Annotated in this window: 16 protein-coding genes; 12 read left to right on the top strand and 4 right to left on the bottom strand. The window is 67.8% G+C overall.

The genetic code is table 11. The features are described 5' to 3' along the window. Positions 1 to 12: 12 nt before the first annotated feature. Positions 13 to 2712 (bottom strand): aminopeptidase N, encoded by a 2700-nt coding sequence (pepN, locus tag Q8R61_RS14180; RefSeq protein WP_305538401.1) that lies wholly within the window; start codon positions 2710 to 2712, stop codon positions 13 to 15. On the opposite strand from pepN, the gene Q8R61_RS14955 reads away from it, so the two are divergent. The 12 genes from Q8R61_RS14955 (at position 2711) to Q8R61_RS14125 (ending at position 13556) form a co-directional block, all read left to right on the top strand. Next, positions 2711 to 3133 carry a universal stress protein gene (locus tag Q8R61_RS14955; RefSeq protein ID WP_371133651.1) on the top strand — a complete coding sequence of 141 codons (423 nt, stop codon included), beginning with the start codon at positions 2711 to 2713 and terminating at the stop codon, positions 3131 to 3133. The genes pepN and Q8R61_RS14955 overlap by 2 nt on opposite strands. Positions 3134 to 3168: 35 nt before the next feature. After that, a complete protein-coding gene (locus tag Q8R61_RS14175; protein ID WP_305538399.1) occupies positions 3169 to 3843 on the top strand; it encodes a metalloregulator ArsR/SmtB family transcription factor in 675 nt (224 codons plus the stop codon). Positions 3844 to 3854: 11 nt separating this feature from the next. Next, complete coding sequence (locus Q8R61_RS14170) at positions 3855 to 4586, top strand: MBL fold metallo-hydrolase (RefSeq protein WP_305538397.1); 732 nt, start codon at positions 3855 to 3857, stop codon at positions 4584 to 4586. Between the two features lie 2 nt (positions 4587 to 4588). Beyond that, positions 4589 to 5908, top strand: coding sequence for an MFS transporter (locus Q8R61_RS14165; RefSeq protein ID WP_305538395.1), 1320 nt, complete (start codon positions 4589 to 4591; stop codon positions 5906 to 5908). Positions 5909 to 5919: 11 nt separating this feature from the next. Next, on the top strand, positions 5920 to 6237 hold the full coding sequence (locus Q8R61_RS14160; RefSeq protein ID WP_305538393.1) for a hypothetical protein: 318 nt from the start codon (positions 5920 to 5922) through the stop codon (positions 6235 to 6237). A 3-nt stretch (positions 6238 to 6240) separates the two neighbouring features. After that, positions 6241 to 6882, top strand: a complete 642-nt coding sequence (locus Q8R61_RS14155) for a class I SAM-dependent methyltransferase (RefSeq protein WP_305538391.1) — start codon at positions 6241 to 6243, stop codon at positions 6880 to 6882. Positions 6883 to 6981: 99 nt separating this feature from the next. Then, entirely contained in the window at positions 6982 to 7938 is a 957-nt protein-coding gene (locus Q8R61_RS14150; RefSeq protein ID WP_305538389.1) for a MoxR family ATPase, read from the top strand. Next, on the top strand, positions 7938 to 8900 hold the full coding sequence (locus Q8R61_RS14145) for a DUF58 domain-containing protein (RefSeq protein ID WP_305538387.1): 963 nt from the start codon (positions 7938 to 7940) through the stop codon (positions 8898 to 8900). Before Q8R61_RS14150 ends, Q8R61_RS14145 begins: the two co-directional genes overlap by 1 nt. Beyond that, entirely contained in the window at positions 8893 to 9318 is a 426-nt protein-coding gene (locus Q8R61_RS14140) for a hypothetical protein (protein ID WP_305538385.1), read from the top strand. The genes Q8R61_RS14145 and Q8R61_RS14140 overlap by 8 nt, the downstream gene beginning before the upstream one ends. Further along, the gene (locus tag Q8R61_RS14135; RefSeq protein WP_305538383.1) at positions 9311 to 10324 is read left to right on the top strand and encodes a VWA domain-containing protein; all 1014 of its coding nucleotides are present in this window, start codon (positions 9311 to 9313) and stop codon (positions 10322 to 10324) included. The genes Q8R61_RS14140 and Q8R61_RS14135 overlap by 8 nt, the downstream gene beginning before the upstream one ends. Next, the gene (locus tag Q8R61_RS14130; RefSeq protein WP_305538381.1) at positions 10321 to 12111 is read left to right on the top strand and encodes a VWA domain-containing protein; all 1791 of its coding nucleotides are present in this window, start codon (positions 10321 to 10323) and stop codon (positions 12109 to 12111) included. Before Q8R61_RS14135 ends, Q8R61_RS14130 begins: the two co-directional genes overlap by 4 nt. Beyond that, a complete protein-coding gene (locus Q8R61_RS14125; protein WP_305538379.1) occupies positions 12105 to 13556 on the top strand; it encodes a hypothetical protein in 1452 nt (483 codons plus the stop codon). Before Q8R61_RS14130 ends, Q8R61_RS14125 begins: the two co-directional genes overlap by 7 nt. Before the next feature lie 70 nt (positions 13557 to 13626). On the opposite strand, the gene soxB is transcribed toward Q8R61_RS14125, so the two are convergent. From soxB to Q8R61_RS14110, 3 genes are all read right to left on the bottom strand, one after another. Then, a complete protein-coding gene (gene soxB, locus Q8R61_RS14120) occupies positions 13627 to 15369 on the bottom strand; it encodes a thiosulfohydrolase SoxB (RefSeq protein WP_305538377.1) in 1743 nt (580 codons plus the stop codon). Between the two features lie 159 nt (positions 15370 to 15528). Beyond that, entirely contained in the window at positions 15529 to 16362 is an 834-nt protein-coding gene (gene soxA, locus Q8R61_RS14115) for a sulfur oxidation c-type cytochrome SoxA (RefSeq protein ID WP_305538375.1), read from the bottom strand. A gap of 80 nt (positions 16363 to 16442) precedes the next feature. Continuing rightward, positions 16443 to 16582: thiosulfate oxidation carrier complex protein SoxZ (locus Q8R61_RS14110; protein ID WP_305538190.1), on the bottom strand; the 140-nt coding region annotated here is incomplete at its 5' end.

The following is a 16582-nucleotide window of genomic DNA, read 5'->3' as shown; positions in this document are numbered from 1 at the left end:
GCATCGCCCCGTTCATTTCAGGGCATTGCCGACGACCTCGGCGACGTCTTTGGCCAGGTTCTCGCAGCGCGCGATTTGCTCCAGCGCAGTCCGTGCGTGGTCCTGCCGCACGGCATCGAACTGGCGCCAGCGGTCGAAGCTGCGCGCCAGACGCGACGCCACCTGTGGATTGATCGCCTGCAGCTCGATAATGACATCGGCCGCCAGCGCGTAGCCGCTGCCGTCGGTCGCGTGGAAATGACGCGGGTTGGCGGCGCAGAAGCTGCGCACCAGGGCGTAGACCTTGTTCGGATTCTTGAGGTCGAAGGTCGGGGACTGCATGAGTTCTCGCACCCGTGCCGCGGTGCCGGGCAGACGCGACATCGCCTGTACCTGCAGCCATTTGTCGACCACCAGTGCTTCGTCGTGCCAGCGCGCGTAGAACGCTGCCAGCGCGGTTTCGCGTTCGGGCAGGTCGAGGTTGGCCAGCGTCCCGAGCGCGGCGATGACGTCGGTCATGTTGCCGCCGGCTTCGAACTGGGCCAGCAGGCGCGGCATCACGGCGTCGCGCAGATAAGCGTTGTCGCTTTCGGCCAGATAGCCGAGGCAGAGATTGCGCAGGGCGCGGCGGCCAACCTGGGCGCCGTCCGCAGCGTAGGGTTCGGCCGGGGAGAGCGTGGTCCACACGGTCTCGAAGCGGTCGCGCAATTGCATTGCTAGGTGGCGCCGCAGGCTGACACGTGCACGGTGGATCGCCTCGGGGTCGATGATCTGACCGCGACCGGCTACGTCCTCGGCCAGCACTTGCTCGGCCGGCAGCACCAAGGCTTCGGCGGCGAGCGCAGGGTCGTGGGTGAGGCCGGCGTCGAGCACGCGGCCGCAGGCGGCGACGAAGTCTGCGGGGATCCAGCCGGCACCCTCGCCACCGGCCGCGATGCCGGCGAGCAGCACGCGGGTGGCGAGGCGCTGGCCTGCTTCCCAGCGGTTGAACGCGTCGGCGTCGTGCGCCATCAAGTGGGCGAGTTCGGCATCGGCCTGTTCGAACTCAAGCTGCACCGGCGCGGAAAAGTCGCGCAGCAGCGAGGCGACCGGCGCCGCCGCAATGTCCTCGAAAACGAAGGTCTGGGTTGCGGCGGTGAGCGACAGCACGCGCGTGGAGCCCCGCGGCGCGGTCTCGTTGGCGAGGCGCAGCGGGGCATCCGTGCCGTCGGGCAGCACCAGGCCGAGCGCCACCGGAATGTGCAGCGGGCCTTCGACGATTGGCATGCCCGCCTCCGCCAGGCGCTGTTCGTAGGCGGTGGGTGCGAGGCTTTGCGCGAGGGTGAGCGTGTAGCGACGGGCCGCTGCATCCCATGCCCCCTCGGCCTTGAGACGCGGCGTGCCGGCACGGGCATACCAACGGCGGAACTGGGTGAGGTCGACGCCGGAGGCATCCTGCATGGCGGCGACGAAATCCTCGCAGGTGACGGCCTGGCCGTCGTGGCGCTGGAAATAGAGGTCCATGCCTTTGCGAAACCCTTCGCGCCCAAGCAGCGTGTGGATCATGCGCACGACTTCGGCGCCCTTGTTGTAGACCGTGGCGGTGTAGAAATTGTTGATTTCGGCGTAGGACGCCGGGCGCACCGGATGCGCCATCGGGCCGGCGTCCTCGGGAAACTGGCCGACGCGCAGGGCGCGCACTTCCTGGATGCGGGTGACGGCGCGCGAGTGCGTGTCGGCGCCGAACTCCTGGTCGCGGAAGACGGTGAGGCCTTCCTTCAGCGACAGCTGGAACCAGTCGCGGCAGGTGACGCGATTGCCGGTCCAGTTGTGGAAATACTCGTGGCCGACGACGCGGTCGATGTTCTGGTAGTCGGTATCGGTCGCGGTGTCGGGGCGGGCCAGCACGTACTTGGTGTTGAAGATGTTGAGGCCCTTGTTCTCCATCGCCCCCATGTTGAAGTCGCCCACCGCAACGATCATGTAGTGGTCGAGGTCCATTTCGAGGCCGAAGCGTTCTTCGTCCCAGCGCATCGATTTCTTCAGCGCCGCCATGGCGTGGCCGCACTGGTCGAGCTTGCCCGGTTCGACATACACGGCGAGGCGCACGCTGCGGCCGGAACCGGTGACGAATTCATCCTCCAGCATGTCCAGCTTGGCGGCGACCAGCGCGAACAGGTAGCAGGGCTTGGGGAACGGGTCTTCCCAGCGCGCCCAGTGGCGCGAGGCGTCGTGCTCGCTGATGCCGGACGCAACCCGGTTGCCGTTCGACAGCAATTGCGGGAAGCGCTCGACATCGGCCTCGAGGGTGCAGCTGAAGCGCGCCATCACGTCGGGGCGATCGGGAAAGTAGGTGATGCGGCGGAAGCCCTCGGCCTCGCACTGGGTGAAGTAGCCGTCGCGGGAGCGGTAGAGGCCGGACAGTTGCGTGTTGCTGTCCGGCTCGATGCGCACCCCGGTTTCGAGCACGAAGGCGTCCGGCAACGGACCGGCGATGCTCAGCGTGTCGTCGGTCAGGGTATAACGCGTGGGGTCGAGCGCGGCGCCGTCGAGGCTCAGCGCCTGCAGGGCGAGGTCTTCACCATTCAGAACCAGCGCGCCGCCGGCCCCCTGCGGATTGCGCCGGCAGGCCAGCCTGGCGCGCACTTCGGCGTGGTCCGGATGGATTGTGATACGGAGATCGACCGTGTCGACCCACCAGGCGGGGGGCACATAATCCTTGAGGTAGATCGTGGTCGGGGTTTCGGTGCGCATGGGAAATTCCTGGGATAGGTCTCAGTCCAGACTATCACCCTCCGCACGTTTCGACACCGTCGTCCGCGTCATCCCGCCTGAGCGGGCGGGGCGGCCGTTTCTGGAACAGCTCGAGTGGGCACGCGCGATGCTGGCCCAAGCCGGCTTCGCGGTGACCGCCCTCCTGCGTTCCGGCCAGGTCGAGGACGTGCTGTGCGCCTACCGCACCGAGCACGCCATCGACCTGATCGTGATGGGCGCCTACGGCCATTCCAAGATTCGCGAATTCCTGGTCGGCAGCACCACTACCCGATCCGCGAGGCGAAGATCCCCCTGCTGCTGTTGCGTTGACCCCCCGGTCCGGCCGCGACTGATCCATCGAGTCGCCGCAAGGCGGGTAGAAAATACCGCTTGCCTTGTCCCGTCTTGTCCAATAATCTAACAGTCATTAGATTGTTTAATTGGAGGGTGCATCGCATGACCGATCCCAGCCGCATCATCAAGGATCGCCTCTACGCGCAGGTTGCCCGCATGGGCAAGGCCATTTCCAGCCCCAAGCGGCTGGAGCTGATCGAAATCCTCTGCCAGGGCGAAAAGACCGTCGAGCAACTCGCCGCCGACGCGCAGATTTCCATGAAGCTCGCCAGCGCCCACCTCAAGGAATTGCGCCAGGCGCAACTGGTGGAAACCCGGCGCGACGGCAAGTACATCCACTACCGGGTGTCCTCGCTGGCGGTTGGCGACTTCTGGGTGGCCTTGCGCGCGCTTGCGGAAGACCGTCTGGTCGAGCTGCAGCTGGCGCTGGCGCAGCTGGCCGAGCACAGCGACGAGCTGTCGCCGCTCACCCCCGCGGAATTGCTGCAGCGCGCCGCGCGTGGCGATGTCGTCGTGATCGACGTGCGCCCGCGCGAGGAATACGACACCGGCCATCTGCCGCATGCGCAATCGATGCCGCTGGGTGAACTGCGCGCGCGCGTCCGTGAGTTGCCGCGCAAAAAACCGGTGGTGGCGTATTGCCGCGGACCGTTCTGCCTGTGGGGCAAGGAGGCCGTCGCGCTGCTGCGTGAGCACGGCATTCACGCCATGCGTCTGCAGGATGGCGTGCCGGAATGGCGCGCGGCTGGCCGGCCTGTCGAAACAGAAAACGAATAAAGGAGACTCCCATGTTTTTCCGTCAACTCCTCACCAAAGACGCCACCCTGTCCTATTTCTTCGGTTGCGGCTCGTGCCATGTCGGCGTCGCCATCGACCCCGTGCTCGGCGACGAGCAGTGGTTCCTCGACGAAGCCGCGAAGCAGGACGTGAAGATCACCCACATCATCGACACGCACGTGCACGCCGATCATTTCTCCGGCGGCCGCAAGCTCGCCGAACTGACCGGCGCGGCCTACTGCCTGCACGCATCCAACGCCGGCCGTGTGAGCTTTCCGTTCGAGCCGCTGCTGGACAAGCAGCGCATCGAGGTCGGCAACGTCCTCGTCGACGTGATCCACACGCCCGGGCACACGCCCGATTCGATCTGCCTGGTCGTCACCGACAAGCGCCGCACCGAAGTGCCGTGGTTCGTGCTGACGGGCGACACGCTGTTCGTCGGCAGCGCCGGCCGTCCCGATCTGGCCGGTCAGGAAGCCGAGATGGCCGGGCAGCTCTACGACACGCTGCAGCAGCGTCTGCTCACGCTGCCGGCCGAGGTCGAGCTCTATCCCGGCCACACCTCGGGCAGCGCGTGCGGCGCCGGCATGTCGGGCAAGCCGATGTCGACCCTGGGTTTCGAGAAGCGCTCGAATCCGATGCTGTCGATGAGCCGCGATGAATTCGTCACCGCGCTGACCGAGACGATCCCGCCGCGCCCCGCGGAAATGGATCGCATGGTCGCGTTCAACCTCGGCCAATGAACATGCCGTTGACCCAAGACGTGGCCCATGGGGGGGACGCGTACCGCTTCGGCATCCGCCACAACCTCGCCCAGTTCTCGCACCAGCTGGTGCAGGTGTTCTTCGTCGGCCTCACCATCGGCATGTTCCGCACCGTGGTGCCGGCGCTTGCCGAATCCGAGTTCGGCGTCGCCAAGGGATCGTTCATGATGCTGATGGCCTTCGTCACCGCCTTCGGCTTCGTCAAGGGATCGCTCAATTTCGTCGCCGGGCGCATGTCCGAGCGCATGGGCCGCAAGAAGGTGCTGTTCATCGGCTGGCTGGCCGCGGTGCCGATTCCCTTCATGATCCTGTACGCGCCGAGCTGGGGCTGGATCGTCGCGGCGACCGTATTGCTGGGCGTGAACCAGGGCCTCGCCTGGTCGATGACGCAGACCTCCAAGCTCGACCTCACCACCGCCGACCAGCGCGGGCTGACCATCGGCCTCAACGAATTCTCCGGCTACTTCGGCGTCGCGGTGGCGGGCATCATCACCGGCTACCTCGCCACCGCCTACGGGCCGCGCGAAGGCCTGCTGATTTTCGGCGTGATCGTGATCGGCGCCGCCGGCCTGCTGACGCTGCTGTGGGTGAAGGACACGCTGCCGTGGGCGCATGCCGAAGGCCGCAAGCATGCCGCCGGCCAGATGACCGGCCCGACACCGCGCTATCCGACCAACATTGCGGACACCCCCAGCACCTGGGAAGTCTTCACGCTGATGTCTTGGCGCGATGCGCGCATGGCCTCGGTCAGCCAAGCCGGGCTGGTGGAGAAATTCGTCGACGCGCTGGTGTGGGTGTTCTTCCCGGTCTATCTCTACCAGCAGGGCCTCTCGCTCGCCGGCATCGGCTGGGTGGTCGGCGTCTATGGCTTCGTCTGGGGCATCTCGCAGTTCCTCACCGGCCACCTGTCCGACCGCATCGGCCGCAAGAAACCCATCGTCGCCGGCATGTGGGTGTGCGGCGCTGGCGTCGGCCTGGTGCTGTTGGGCGAGGGCGAGCTGTGGTGGTCGTTCGCCGCCGCGGTGATGGGCTTCGGCATGGCGCTCCTGTACCCCACGCTGTCTGCCGCGGTGTCCGACATCGCGCATCCCAACTGGCGCGGCTCGGCGATCGGCATCTACCGCTTCTGGCGCGACCTCGGCTACGGCATCGGCGCGCTGCTGCTGGGCGCGGTCGCGGCACTCGCCGGCGGCATCGAGGCGGGCTTCTGGTTCACCGCGGCCGCGATGTTCGTTTCCGGCCTGATCGTGCTGCTGGCGTGCGAGGAAACGCACCCGCGCCTCAATCCCGCCCGGAGTTGATTTTTTCACCCATGATGAGTCTGCACATTCGGGTCATCTCGCAGAAGCCGCCCGGCGGGCGATGCGGTCTCTACGTGGCGTATGCGGAAGTCATCGCCTCGCATCTGGGCGCCGCAAGTGAGGTTGCATTCAGCGCCGAACGCGATGCGCACGGCATGGGCTTTCCTTCGCTGCTGCTGAACGGACACGCGATCCAGCCGGCCGACGGCGTGATTCTGATGCCGGCCGACGTATGCGCTGCACTGGCCGCGGCAGGCCACGATCCGACGGCGCTGGCCCGCCTGACCGAGGCGCTCGAAGGGCCGCTCGAGCGCATGCTCGAAACCTAGCACATGCAGCCTGACGATTACGACGCTTGGTACGACACCCCGCGCGGGCGCTGGATAGGCGAAACCGAATACGCGCTGGCCACGCGAGGGCTTGCTGCGCAGCCGGGCGACAGCCTGCTCGACGTCGGCTGCGGCACCGGCTGGTTCACCCGCCGCGCCGCGGCCGACAAGCTTGTCGTCACAGGGCTCGACCCCAATGCGGCTTGGCTGGATTTCGCGCGTGCCCACAGCAGCCCGGCTTTGCGCTGGGTGGAAGGTGATGGGCGCGCGCTGCCGTTTGCCGACGCCAGCTTCGATCATGTGCTGTCGATTGCCGCCCTGTGCTTTATCGACGACGAGCGGCAGGCGGTGGCTGAAGCCTTGCGGGTGGCGCGGCGCCGCTTCGCCCTGGGCTGGCTCAACCGGTCCAGCCTGCTGTACTGGCAAAAAGGCCGTCATGGCGGCAGCGGTGCCTATCGCGGTGCGCGCTGGCACACCGCCCGCGAAGTGCGCGCTCTATTCGCCGGCTTGCCGGTGAAAAACCTGAAACTGCGCTCGGCCATTTTTCTGCCTTCAGGATCGGGGTCTGCGACCTGGCTGGAACGCGGCGTGCCCAAGACGCTACCCTGGGGCGGACTGTTGCTGGCATCCGGCGAAAAAACCTGAAGGGCCGCGCAGCATGCCTTGTAGGATTAGGCCTTTGCACCCATTGCTGCCGTCAGGCCGCCCCGTTAATGTGGTTTTCTTTCAAAGTCTGGAATGCCCATGTCGAATCAACCCCGCATCCTTGAGCTGCGCCAGGCCTTGTCAGGCGTCATCGTCGGTCAGGACACGCTGCTCGACCGTCTGGTGATCGGCCTGCTCGCCGATGGGCACGTGCTGGTCGAGGGCCTGCCGGGGCTGGCCAAGACGACGGCGGTGAAGACGCTCGCCGCCGCCATCCACGGCAGCTTCCGTCGTATCCAGTTCACCCCCGATCTGCTGCCGGGCGATCTGACCGGGACCGATATCTATCACGAGGGTCAATTCGCGTTCGTCGAAGGCCCGCTGTTCCAGGAAATCATCCTCGCCGACGAAATCAACCGCGCGCCCGCCAAGGTCCAGGCTGCGCTCCTGGAGGCGATGCAAGAACACCAGATCACGGTGGGCGGCGTGACGCGTCCGCTGCCGCCGCTGTTCATGGTGATGGCGACGCAAAATCCGCTGGAGCAGGCCGGCACTTATCCGCTGCCGGAAGCGCAGCTCGACCGCTTCCTGCTGCACGTGTCGCTGGACTATCCGAGTGATGCCGAGGAGCTGGAAATCCTGCGCCGCGATCGCGCACATCCGTCCGTGGCCGGGCGGGCGCCGCTGACGGCGGTGATCGACACCGCGACCGTGCTGGCGGCGCGCGAGGAGGTGCGGCAGGTGCATGTGTCGGACGAAGTCGAGCGCTACATCGTCACGCTGGTGCGGGCCACCCGTGCACCTGGCGAATGGCGTGCCGACTGGGCGCACGCCGTGGACGTGGGCGCCAGCCCGCGCGCCGCGCTCGCGCTGCTGCATGCGTCGGCGGCCGCGGCCTATTTGCGCGGCCGCGACTACGTGACGCCGGACGACGTGCGCGAACTGGCGGCCGACTGCCTGCGCCACCGGATCACGTTGAGCCTCGATGCGCGGCTGCAGAAACTCGACCGCGACACCTTCATCGCCGGTCTGCTCGAGGCCGTGCCGGCGCCGTGATGCCGGTGCGGCTGAAGCGGCTGCTGCGTCTGGGCGCGCAGCCGGACAGCACGGAGGCTGTCGTGCACGCGCCGCTGATTGCGGCGGCCGACATGGCCGGCCTCGCCGCGCAGGCGAGTCTGCTGGCGACGCAGCCGATGCGCGAAGTGCATGACCACCATGCCGGCGACTGGGCCTCGCGTTGGCTCGGGCGCGGCCTCGATTTCGAGGAGTCGCGGCTGTACAGTCCCGGCGACGACATCCGTGACATGGACTGGCGCACCACCGCGCGCACCGGCCGTCCGCACCTGAAGATCTACCGCGAGGAGCGCCAGCCGACGGTGCACCTGGTGATCGATCGCGGCGCCACCATGCGCTTCGGCACGCGCCGCCGGCTCAAGGTCGCGCAGGCAGCCAGGGTGGCCGCGGTGCTGTCGTTTGCCACCGCAGGACGCAACGGCGTGATCGGCGCCACCTTGTGGGATGCGCAGGATCAGGATCTGCCGCCGCGCCATGGCCGGCTGGCCGCACTCGCGCTGATCGAGCAGGCGGCGGCGCCGTGTCCGCCGCTGACCGACCCGGCATCGACCGAATCGCTGCATCATGCCGACCGCCTCGCCGCGCTCGAAGCCAGTCTGCCGCGCGGCGCGCAACTGGTGCTGGTCAGCGATTTCGGCTGGCTCACGGCCGAACACGAATCGCAGCTGGCGCGGCTGGCTGCGCGTTTCGAGGTGTGGGCGATCCAGATCATCGACGCGGCCGAGCGCGTGCTGCCGGACCTGGGACTGGTGCGTTTCCACGACATGGCGAGCGGGCAGGGCGCGTGGCTCGACACCGCGCAGGCCGCGGTGCGCGACGCCTGCCAGTCGGCCTGGACGCAGCGTCTCGACGCGCAGGCGGCGCGCTTTGCCCGCGCCGGGGTGCGCCATCAATGGGTGGGCAGCGAAGCCGACGATCTGGTCGTACCCCTGATCCATGGCTGATCCGCGCACCGAACTTGCCGACATCATCGCGCCGGTTGCGCCTGCAACAGTGGCGGCCGGCAGCAGCCTGGCGGGGTGGGGCGTTGCCGCGCTGGCGGCGGTGGCGTGCATCGCGCTGGCGGCCTGGCTGTGGCATCGCCGCCGTCATCACCGCGCGCTGCGGCGCATTGCCGCGGCTGTGGGCCTGCAACAGGCGCCGGTGCCGGCGCTCGCGGCGCAGCTCGATGCGTGGGCGCGGGAGCGCCTGGGGCTTGCGCGGATCGAGGCCGCGCAGTGCCCGCCCGGGCACGATCCTGGCGCCTGGGCAGAGTGGGCGACGCGCCTGACCCAATTGCGTTTCGCGCCGTCGCCGCCCGACGCGTATGCGGCCCTGGCCGCGCTGTGCGAAACCGCGCGCGTTTGGAAGCGCCATGTCTGACTGGATGCTGCCGCTCGGGTTTGAGCTGGCGCAGCCGCGCTGGCTGCTGCTGTGGCTCGGGGTCGCCGGCTGGTTCGGGCTGGCCTGGCGGCGCGTGTTGGCCGATCGCCAGGGCGAGGGCGCGGGACTGGTGCTCAACCACCCGGCGCTGCCGCTGGCGGCCGTGGCGTCGCTGCCCGCGCCCAGCCTGCGCCGGCCGGTTGTACTGCGCGCGCTGGCGTTTGGTCTGCTGGTGCTGGCGCTGGCGCAGCCGCGTCAGGTCGGCGACTGGATCACGCCGCCGCCGGAAGGACGCGACATGGTGCTGCTGATCGACACCTCGCTCACGATGAGCATCCGCGATTTCAGACAGGGCGATCTCGACGTCGAACGCATGACGGTGCTCAAGGACACGCTCGCCCGCTTCATCGAAGGCCGTCCCGGCGACCGCTTCGGCGTCATCGTGTTCGGCAGCGAGGTGGCGACGCTGACCCCGCCGACCTTCGATCGCCAGCACGCCATCGCGCAGATCCAGCGCATCCAGGTCGGCATGCTGGGCGGCGACACCGCGCTGGGCGACGCGCTCGGCATGGCGCTCAAGCAGGTGACGACGCGCCGCCTGCGTCCGGTGGTGATCCTGGTCAGCGACGGCGCCGACAGCAACGCCGGCACGCTGACGCCCTCCGAGGCGGTGGCGGTGGCACGCCAGGCCGGGGTCGCGATCCATACCCTGCAGTTCGGCAGCGACCCCTATGCCGCCGGCCGCGCCGCGCGCGGCGGCAATGCCGCGTTGCCCGATCCGCAACCCGACCTGATCGACCTGGCGCAATTCAGCCGCGGCCAGCATTTTGCGATCGCCAGCGCCGACGACGCCGCGCGCGTGATCCGTGCGATCGACCAGCTCGAGCCGACCCTGTCGCGTCCGGCACAGCACCGCCAGGCGCGCGAAGGGTACTGGGTGCTGCTGGCGCTGGCCGCCGCCGTGCTGGCGTGGGCGCGCTGGCTGACGCTGAGGCAGACGGCATGATGGATTTCTTGCTGCAGTTGCACTGGCGCGAACCGGGGTGGCTGGGGCTGGCGGCGGTGCCGCTGCTGCTCGGCTGGTGGCGCGGACAGCGCCGTGCGCGCCTGCTGCGCTATGCCGATGCCGCGCTGCTGCCGTGGGCGGCGAGCGCGTCCTCGGCACGCGCGGGCCATCGCATGCGCAGGGCGGTTCATGCGCTGGCGTGGCTGCTGCTGGCGCTGGCGGCAGCCGGCCCGCGCCAGCCGATAGACGTGCGCGAGGGCGAGGGCGAGGTCGTGCCGCGCCACCTGCTGACGCTGGCGGTGGTGGTCGACCTTTCGGCCTCGATGCGCGCGACCGACCTCGTCCCCCGCGGAGACGCCGCATTTCTGCGTACCGACGCCCCTGAAAAACCGTCTGCGCCGGACCGGCTGAGCCGGGCGCGCATCGAGCTGCTCGATCTGTTGCCGCGGCTGCATGGTGAACGGCTGGCCCTGATCGTCTATGCCGGCGAGGCCGGCGTGCTGCTGCCGCCGACCGACGATACGGCGCTGTTTGAACGCGCGCTCGACCAACTCGACCCGCGCCTGATCGATGCGCAGGGCAGCAACCTTGCTGCGGCGCTCGACCTCGCGCGGGCGCAGCTCGATGCTGCGCCAGGCCAGGCGAAAGCCGTGCTGCTGCTGAGCGATGTCGAAACCGACAGCGTCGACGCGGCGGCCCACGCCGCGGTCGCGGCCCTGCGCCAGGCGCGGCTGCCGCTGTTCGTGCTCGGCGTGGGCAGCGCGGACGGCGCCCCGGTGCCGCTGCCCGACGGCGGCCTGGCCGCACGCGATGGCGTGCCGCTCTTAAGCCGTATGGACAGCGCAACATATCGCCAGTGGGCCGATGCCAGCGGCGGCCGCTTTGCCGCCGTCAGCGATGGCGATGCCGACTGGGCGCAGCTCTACGACGGCGGCATCGCGCGCCTGCCGGGCGACTCGGTCGCACCCGGCGATGCGCCCGCCTGGCGCGAACACTACCCCTGGCTGCTGGCGCCTGCGCTGGCATTGCTGATGGCTGTCTCGCTGCCGCGCCGGGCAGTCGCCAGCGCCGCGCTGCTGGTGCTGGGCGCGGCGCTGGTGCCGTCACCGGTGCGGGCCGACGAGGCCACCGCCTGGCAGGCCTGGCAGCAGAAACAGTATGCCGTTGCGCAAGCCCGCTATGCCCAGATCGGCGGCTATGCCGGACAGATGGGCGCCGGCGCCGCCGCCTGGCGGCAGGGCGATTACGCGGCGGCTGTCCGGCACTTCGGCGCGGCGCTGCTGCAAGCCGGCGATGAACGCGCGCGCACCGATGCGCTGTACAACCTCGGCAACGCGCACTACGGCAACGGCAACCCGCAGGCCGCGGCTGAGGCGTTCGAAATCGTGCTGCGCCTGCGTCCCGGCGACGCCCGCGCGCGCGCCAACCTCGACCAGGCGCAGCGGTTGATTCGCCACCGCCGGGCCGATGTGGCCGCGCCAAGCGACCTGCGGGGGCGCCGCGGCTACATGGCCGAGGGCATCGTCGCGCTGGATCGTGACTCGGAGGCGCTGCCGGACCCGGAATCCGACGCGCCGGGCATGCAGCTCGATCGCGCTGCACCGGGTGATGGCGGCGCCCACGCGGCGGACGGGGTGCCCCCGCGCGCCCGTGCCCGCCTCGACCCGCGGCTTGCCGCATCCGGCCTGAAAAAACTCGATGGCCTGCAAGACCGTCCGGCGACCCTGCTGAAGAACCTGCTGAAGCAGGACGCCCGTCACGATGACACGCCGAGGCCGCCATGGTGAGGCCGGCCAAGACACGACGGATTCTGCCCCTGCTGCTGGCTGCGGCGTGGAGCAGCGGTGCGCTTGCGGCCGCGCTCGAGGCGCGGCTGGACCGTTCCGCATCGCTGCTGGGCGAGGCGGTCAGCCTGACGATCGAAGCGCGCGGACTCGAACTAGATCAACTCGACCTGACGTCGCTGGAAACCGAATTCGAGATTTTTGCGCGCACGCTGAGTCGCGCGCCGGCCAGCGAAACCCTGGTGCTGACGCTGTATCCGCGCGCGAGCGGCGCGCTGCGCATTCCGCCCTTGCAGGTGGGCGCGCAGCATACCGCCGCCTTGCCGCTCAGCGTGGCAACCCGGCGCGAGGACCGGTCGCCGGTCGCCATCCAGGTGCAGATGACGCCGGCGGCGCCGTGGGTCGGCGAGCCCGCACGCCTGAGTTTGTCGGTCTGCGACAACGATGGCTTGCGCTGGCAGCGCCCGGTTCTGCCGACCGAGAGTGGCCGCGAGCTGCGCGCGCTGAACGAGGACGAGGGTCCCGACGAGGTGGCCGGCGAGCGCTGCACCCGCACGCGTTTTCACTGGACGCTGGTCCCCACCCGCGGCGGCGCGGCGCGCGTCGTCATGCCTATGCTCGACGCCGGCCTGTTCGGCCAGCGCCTGCGCTATCCGGGACCGGCGCTGGAGTATGTGGCCGGCGCCCTGCCGGCCTGGCTGCCGGAGACCATCCCGCCGGTTGCGCCGCGCGTGAAGGCCGCGCCCTTGCCCGCGCGCTGGCCGCTGCAGCGACCGCTGGCCTGGCAGATCGACATCGAGGGGGCGTACAGCGCGGACGGCCTCAAGTCCCTGCTGGCGATGCAGTTGCGCGAGACGCCCGAACTCGGCGTCTATCCGCCGCTGATCGAAGCCCTGGCGCCGTCCGATCCGGCCTCGACGCGTACCCGCCACCGCGTCACCCTGACGCTGCAGCCGCGCGCCCGCGGCGAGCTGGAACTGCCGGTGCTGAGCCTGCCATGGTACGACCCAGTGCGCGAACGACTCGACCGCCGCGCGGTATCGGCGCAGTCAATCACGGTATTCGATCCGCGCCTGCAGACCGTGGGCCGCGCTGGGGCCGGGCTGGTCGGTCTGGCGCTGCTGGGGGTGTTGGGCCGGCTTCTGCAGCGGGCGTTGCGCTGGCGCTTGTGGCGGCGGCGGGGGCTGCAGGCCATTCGCCAGGCACAGGACGCCGCGCAGCTGATGCAGGCGGTGCGCCGGTTTTCCCTGCTTGGGCACGCGCCCGCGCCCAGCCTGGGCGCCTGGCTGGATCGCCTGCAGCAGGAAACGGGCGCCTTGAGCGCGGTGGACGCGGTGCGCCGGCTGGAGCAGCAGCAGTTCGGCATTGCGCCCGTTGATCTGCCCGCGCTGCGACAGGCGTTCGTCGACGCGCTGGCGCGGGTGCGGCCGCGCCGCCCGAGAATCTGACGCGGCCGCCGGTAAATAGCGGACGAAAAAAAGGGGCGCGAGGCCCCTTTTCTTGTGCTGCAGTTCCAGTTCAGGACACGCCGCCCTTGTAGTCGGCGATACCGGGGTTGGACTTGCCGACACCGACGATCTTGGGTTCATTCAGCTTCAGACCCTTGATCACTTTCTTGTCGCGCAAGTAGGTGGCGACGACTTCCCAGATCGGCTCGCCGTCTGCACCTTCAGCCACCGGCGCCCAGCCTGCAACCTTGTAGTTCTTGTTGGCCACTACCGGTTTGCCCTTGATGGTCATGCGGGTGATCCGGCTGCCCATCTTGGCGTTGGGTGCCATGGTGTACTCGATGCCGCCCACACGCACCATGTCGCCACCCTGCTGGTAGTAGGGGTCGGCATTGAACAGGTTGTCGGCGACGTCTTCCATGATGACCTTGATCATCTCGCCGCTCATGTTGGTGAGCGTGGTCTGCGGATAGGTGATCGCGGTCTGGTCCATCAGCCGTTCCATCGTGATGGGATCCCCCGGCAGCAGCGTGGTGCCCCAGCGGAAGCCCGGCGAGAACGCAGCGTCCGCGCCCTTGACGTCCATCATCGCGTCGACCAGCAGCTGGTCCCAGGTGCCGTTGAAGTTGCCGCGGCGGTAGAGGAAATCGTCGGTGACGGCGAGCGTTTCATTGAGCTTCTTCTCGTAGGGTGCGCGCACCTTCTTGATGTAGGCATCCATCGCCGGATCGGCCGGCAGTAGGTTGGAGAACACCGGCAACAGACGGTATTTGAAGCTTTGCACCTTGCCACCGCGCACGTCGAAGTCCATCACGCCGAGGAACTTGCCGTTGGAGCCCGCGTTGGTGACCAGCGTGACGCCCTTGGCGTTCTTGACCTTGACCGGCTGCGGCACGCCGTCGTGGGTGTGGCCGCCGAAGATGGCGTCGATGCCGGTGACGCGGCTGGCCATCTTGAGGTCGACGTCCATGCCGTTGTGCGACAGCACCACGACGACCTTGGCACCTTTCGCGCGTGCGTCATCGACCCATTTCTGCATGTTGTCGTCGCGGATGCCGAAGCTCCAGTCCGGCACCATCCAGCGCGGGTTGGCGATCGGCGTGTAGGGGAAGGCCTGACCGACGATGGCGATTTTCACGCCATTCTGTTCCTTCATGGTGTAGGGCTTGAACACCTGGTCGCCGAAATCGTTGGTGATGATGTTCTGCGCGACGAAATCGATGCCGGCTTTCTTGAAATCCCTGTTGACGATTTCCATCACGCGGTCGGCACCAAAAGTCGATTCCCAGTGCGGGGTCATGATGTTGACGCCCAGCTGGATGCAGGCATCGACCATGTCTTGTGCATCGGTCCACAGCGAGGTGGCCGAGCCCTGCCAGGTATCGCCGCCGTCGAGCAGCAGTGCGCCTGGGCGCTGCGCGCGAATCTTGTCGACCAGGGTTTTCAGGTGGGCGAAGCCACCGACCTTGCCGTAGACCTTGGCGGCCTCGGTGAAATCGAGGTAGGTGAAGGCATGGGCCTCGGCCGAGCCGGGCTTGATGCCGTAATGTTTCAGGAGGTTCTGCCCGACCAGGTGCGGCACCTTGCCGAACGCGCCGCCGACGCCGAGGTTGACGTTGGGCTCGCGGAACCACACCGGCAGCAGCTGGGCGTGGCAGTCGGTGAAATGCATGAACGAGACATTGCCATGACGGGGCACATCATAGAAGTTGGCCGGGGCCTTGCCCGCCAGAGCGGACTTGCTGTCAATTGCCATGCCGGACGCAGCGGCGACGGCCAGCAATTGCAGAAATTCGCGACGGTTCATATGCATGGGGGGTCTCCTGAAAACGAATGAAAATTGATTTTATGTATTGTCGGTGCTGGCGGTATACCCGTAAATAGTAGCTCCAGCTCAGCAATCCGGGTTAATTAGAGTGCGAACCAAAAAGAAAAAGCCCGGTCGCCCGGGCTTTTTCTGCTGGGCGACCGCTTACTTGCGGAACACCGAGGCTTTCATCGGCAGACCGTTGGACAACGCGGAGTGGAAGTACTCCAGGTTGTTCATCATGGTGCTGCCCTGGTCCGGCGAAATCGCGCGAACCGAGCGGTAGCAACCGACATAGCGCTGCTGCAGCAGCACCAGGTTGTCGCCGCCGCGGAACACCGGCCAGTGCACGGCATGGCCAACGGCAGGCGAGATCAGCTCGGAACGCAGCTTGACGCCGCCGTTCTGCACGTGGCAGCTGGCGCAGGCGAAGTTGAGCTGGCCCTTGCGCTGGTAAAAGCTCTTCTTGCCGTCGTTATACGCTGCCATGGCCTTGGGACCTTCGGCCTTGATGTTCATCAGCATGCCGTCGGACAGGGTGCGCATATAGGCAGTCAGGTAGCCCATGGTCTTGGTGTCGCCCACCTTGTAAGCCTCTTCGCCATTGGCGACGCGGCAGTCGTTTAGGGCGTCGATCAGCGTGACGACCTTGCCCTTGGCTTCGTTGAACATCGGGTAGTTGCCTGCGATCATCTTGCCGCCGTTGGGCATGCAGCTGGCGTAGGTCTTGCCGTTCTTGAACGGGGTTTCCCACAGCTTGCGACCGGCCTCGACCATTGAGTCGAAAGGCGGGAACTCCATGATGGCGTCGTACTGCGCCTTGGCGTCGGGCTCGAACGCCAGCGCGCCGTAGACATAATCCTCAAGCTTGATGTTTGGATACTTCTCCGTGTAGTACTTGACCATTTCCTGACGGTCCTTCTCCGGCGAAGCGTATGCCGTGGCAGCGCCCAGGGCGATGCCCAGACCCACCATTCCCGTCAGCAGTTTCGTAATCATTTGTTGTTTCATGCCGTCCTCCAGAAACCTGATGAATAAAGCGGGAGCGGGGCGTCACGCCCCGCCCGTTTGCTGCCGTCTTAGCCGATGGTGGCTTCGGCGCTGTTTTTGTCGCCCTTGTTGTCGACCCAGTTGACGACGACCTTGTCGCCGGCCTTGGGGCCCTTGACCTTGAAGCCGAGGTAGGGGTTGCGCGACACGGCGGGGCCGAGTTCGGCCG

The organism is Thiobacillus sp. (assembly GCF_030696885.1).
In the GTDB taxonomy this organism is placed as follows: Bacteria; Pseudomonadota; Gammaproteobacteria; order Burkholderiales; family Thiobacillaceae; genus Thiobacillus.
Note: the sequence above shows the minus strand (reverse complement) of the source record. Positions and strands in the feature narration are given on the sequence as shown.

What these genes read in the sequence shown, in the direction of transcription:
- soxB (WP_305538377.1), bottom strand. Translation starts at nt 15,369, where the DNA reads ATGCATATGAACCGTCGCGAATTTCTGCAATTGCTGGCCGTCGCCGCT.
- Q8R61_RS14125 (WP_305538379.1), top strand. Translation starts at nt 12,105, where the DNA reads ATGGTGAGGCCGGCCAAGACACGACGGATTCTGCCCCTGCTGCTGGCT.
- Q8R61_RS14150 (WP_305538389.1), top strand. Translation starts at nt 6,982, where the DNA reads ATGTCGAATCAACCCCGCATCCTTGAGCTGCGCCAGGCCTTGTCAGGC.
- Q8R61_RS14140 (WP_305538385.1), top strand. Translation starts at nt 8,893, where the DNA reads ATGGCTGATCCGCGCACCGAACTTGCCGACATCATCGCGCCGGTTGCG.
- Q8R61_RS14175 (WP_305538399.1), top strand. Translation starts at nt 3,169, where the DNA reads ATGACCGATCCCAGCCGCATCATCAAGGATCGCCTCTACGCGCAGGTT.
- Q8R61_RS14155 (WP_305538391.1), top strand. Translation starts at nt 6,241, where the DNA reads ATGCAGCCTGACGATTACGACGCTTGGTACGACACCCCGCGCGGGCGC.
- Q8R61_RS14135 (WP_305538383.1), top strand. Translation starts at nt 9,311, where the DNA reads ATGTCTGACTGGATGCTGCCGCTCGGGTTTGAGCTGGCGCAGCCGCGC.
- Q8R61_RS14955 (WP_371133651.1), top strand. Translation starts at nt 2,711, where the DNA reads ATGGGAAATTCCTGGGATAGGTCTCAGTCCAGACTATCACCCTCCGCA.
- Q8R61_RS14170 (WP_305538397.1), top strand. Translation starts at nt 3,855, where the DNA reads ATGTTTTTCCGTCAACTCCTCACCAAAGACGCCACCCTGTCCTATTTC.
- Q8R61_RS14165 (WP_305538395.1), top strand. Translation starts at nt 4,589, where the DNA reads ATGCCGTTGACCCAAGACGTGGCCCATGGGGGGGACGCGTACCGCTTC.
- Q8R61_RS14160 (WP_305538393.1), top strand. Translation starts at nt 5,920, where the DNA reads ATGATGAGTCTGCACATTCGGGTCATCTCGCAGAAGCCGCCCGGCGGG.
- soxA (WP_305538375.1), bottom strand. Translation starts at nt 16,362, where the DNA reads ATGATTACGAAACTGCTGACGGGAATGGTGGGTCTGGGCATCGCCCTG.
- Q8R61_RS14130 (WP_305538381.1), top strand. Translation starts at nt 10,321, where the DNA reads ATGATGGATTTCTTGCTGCAGTTGCACTGGCGCGAACCGGGGTGGCTG.
- Q8R61_RS14145 (WP_305538387.1), top strand. Translation starts at nt 7,938, where the DNA reads ATGCCGGTGCGGCTGAAGCGGCTGCTGCGTCTGGGCGCGCAGCCGGAC.
- pepN (WP_305538401.1), bottom strand. Translation starts at nt 2,712, where the DNA reads ATGCGCACCGAAACCCCGACCACGATCTACCTCAAGGATTATGTGCCC.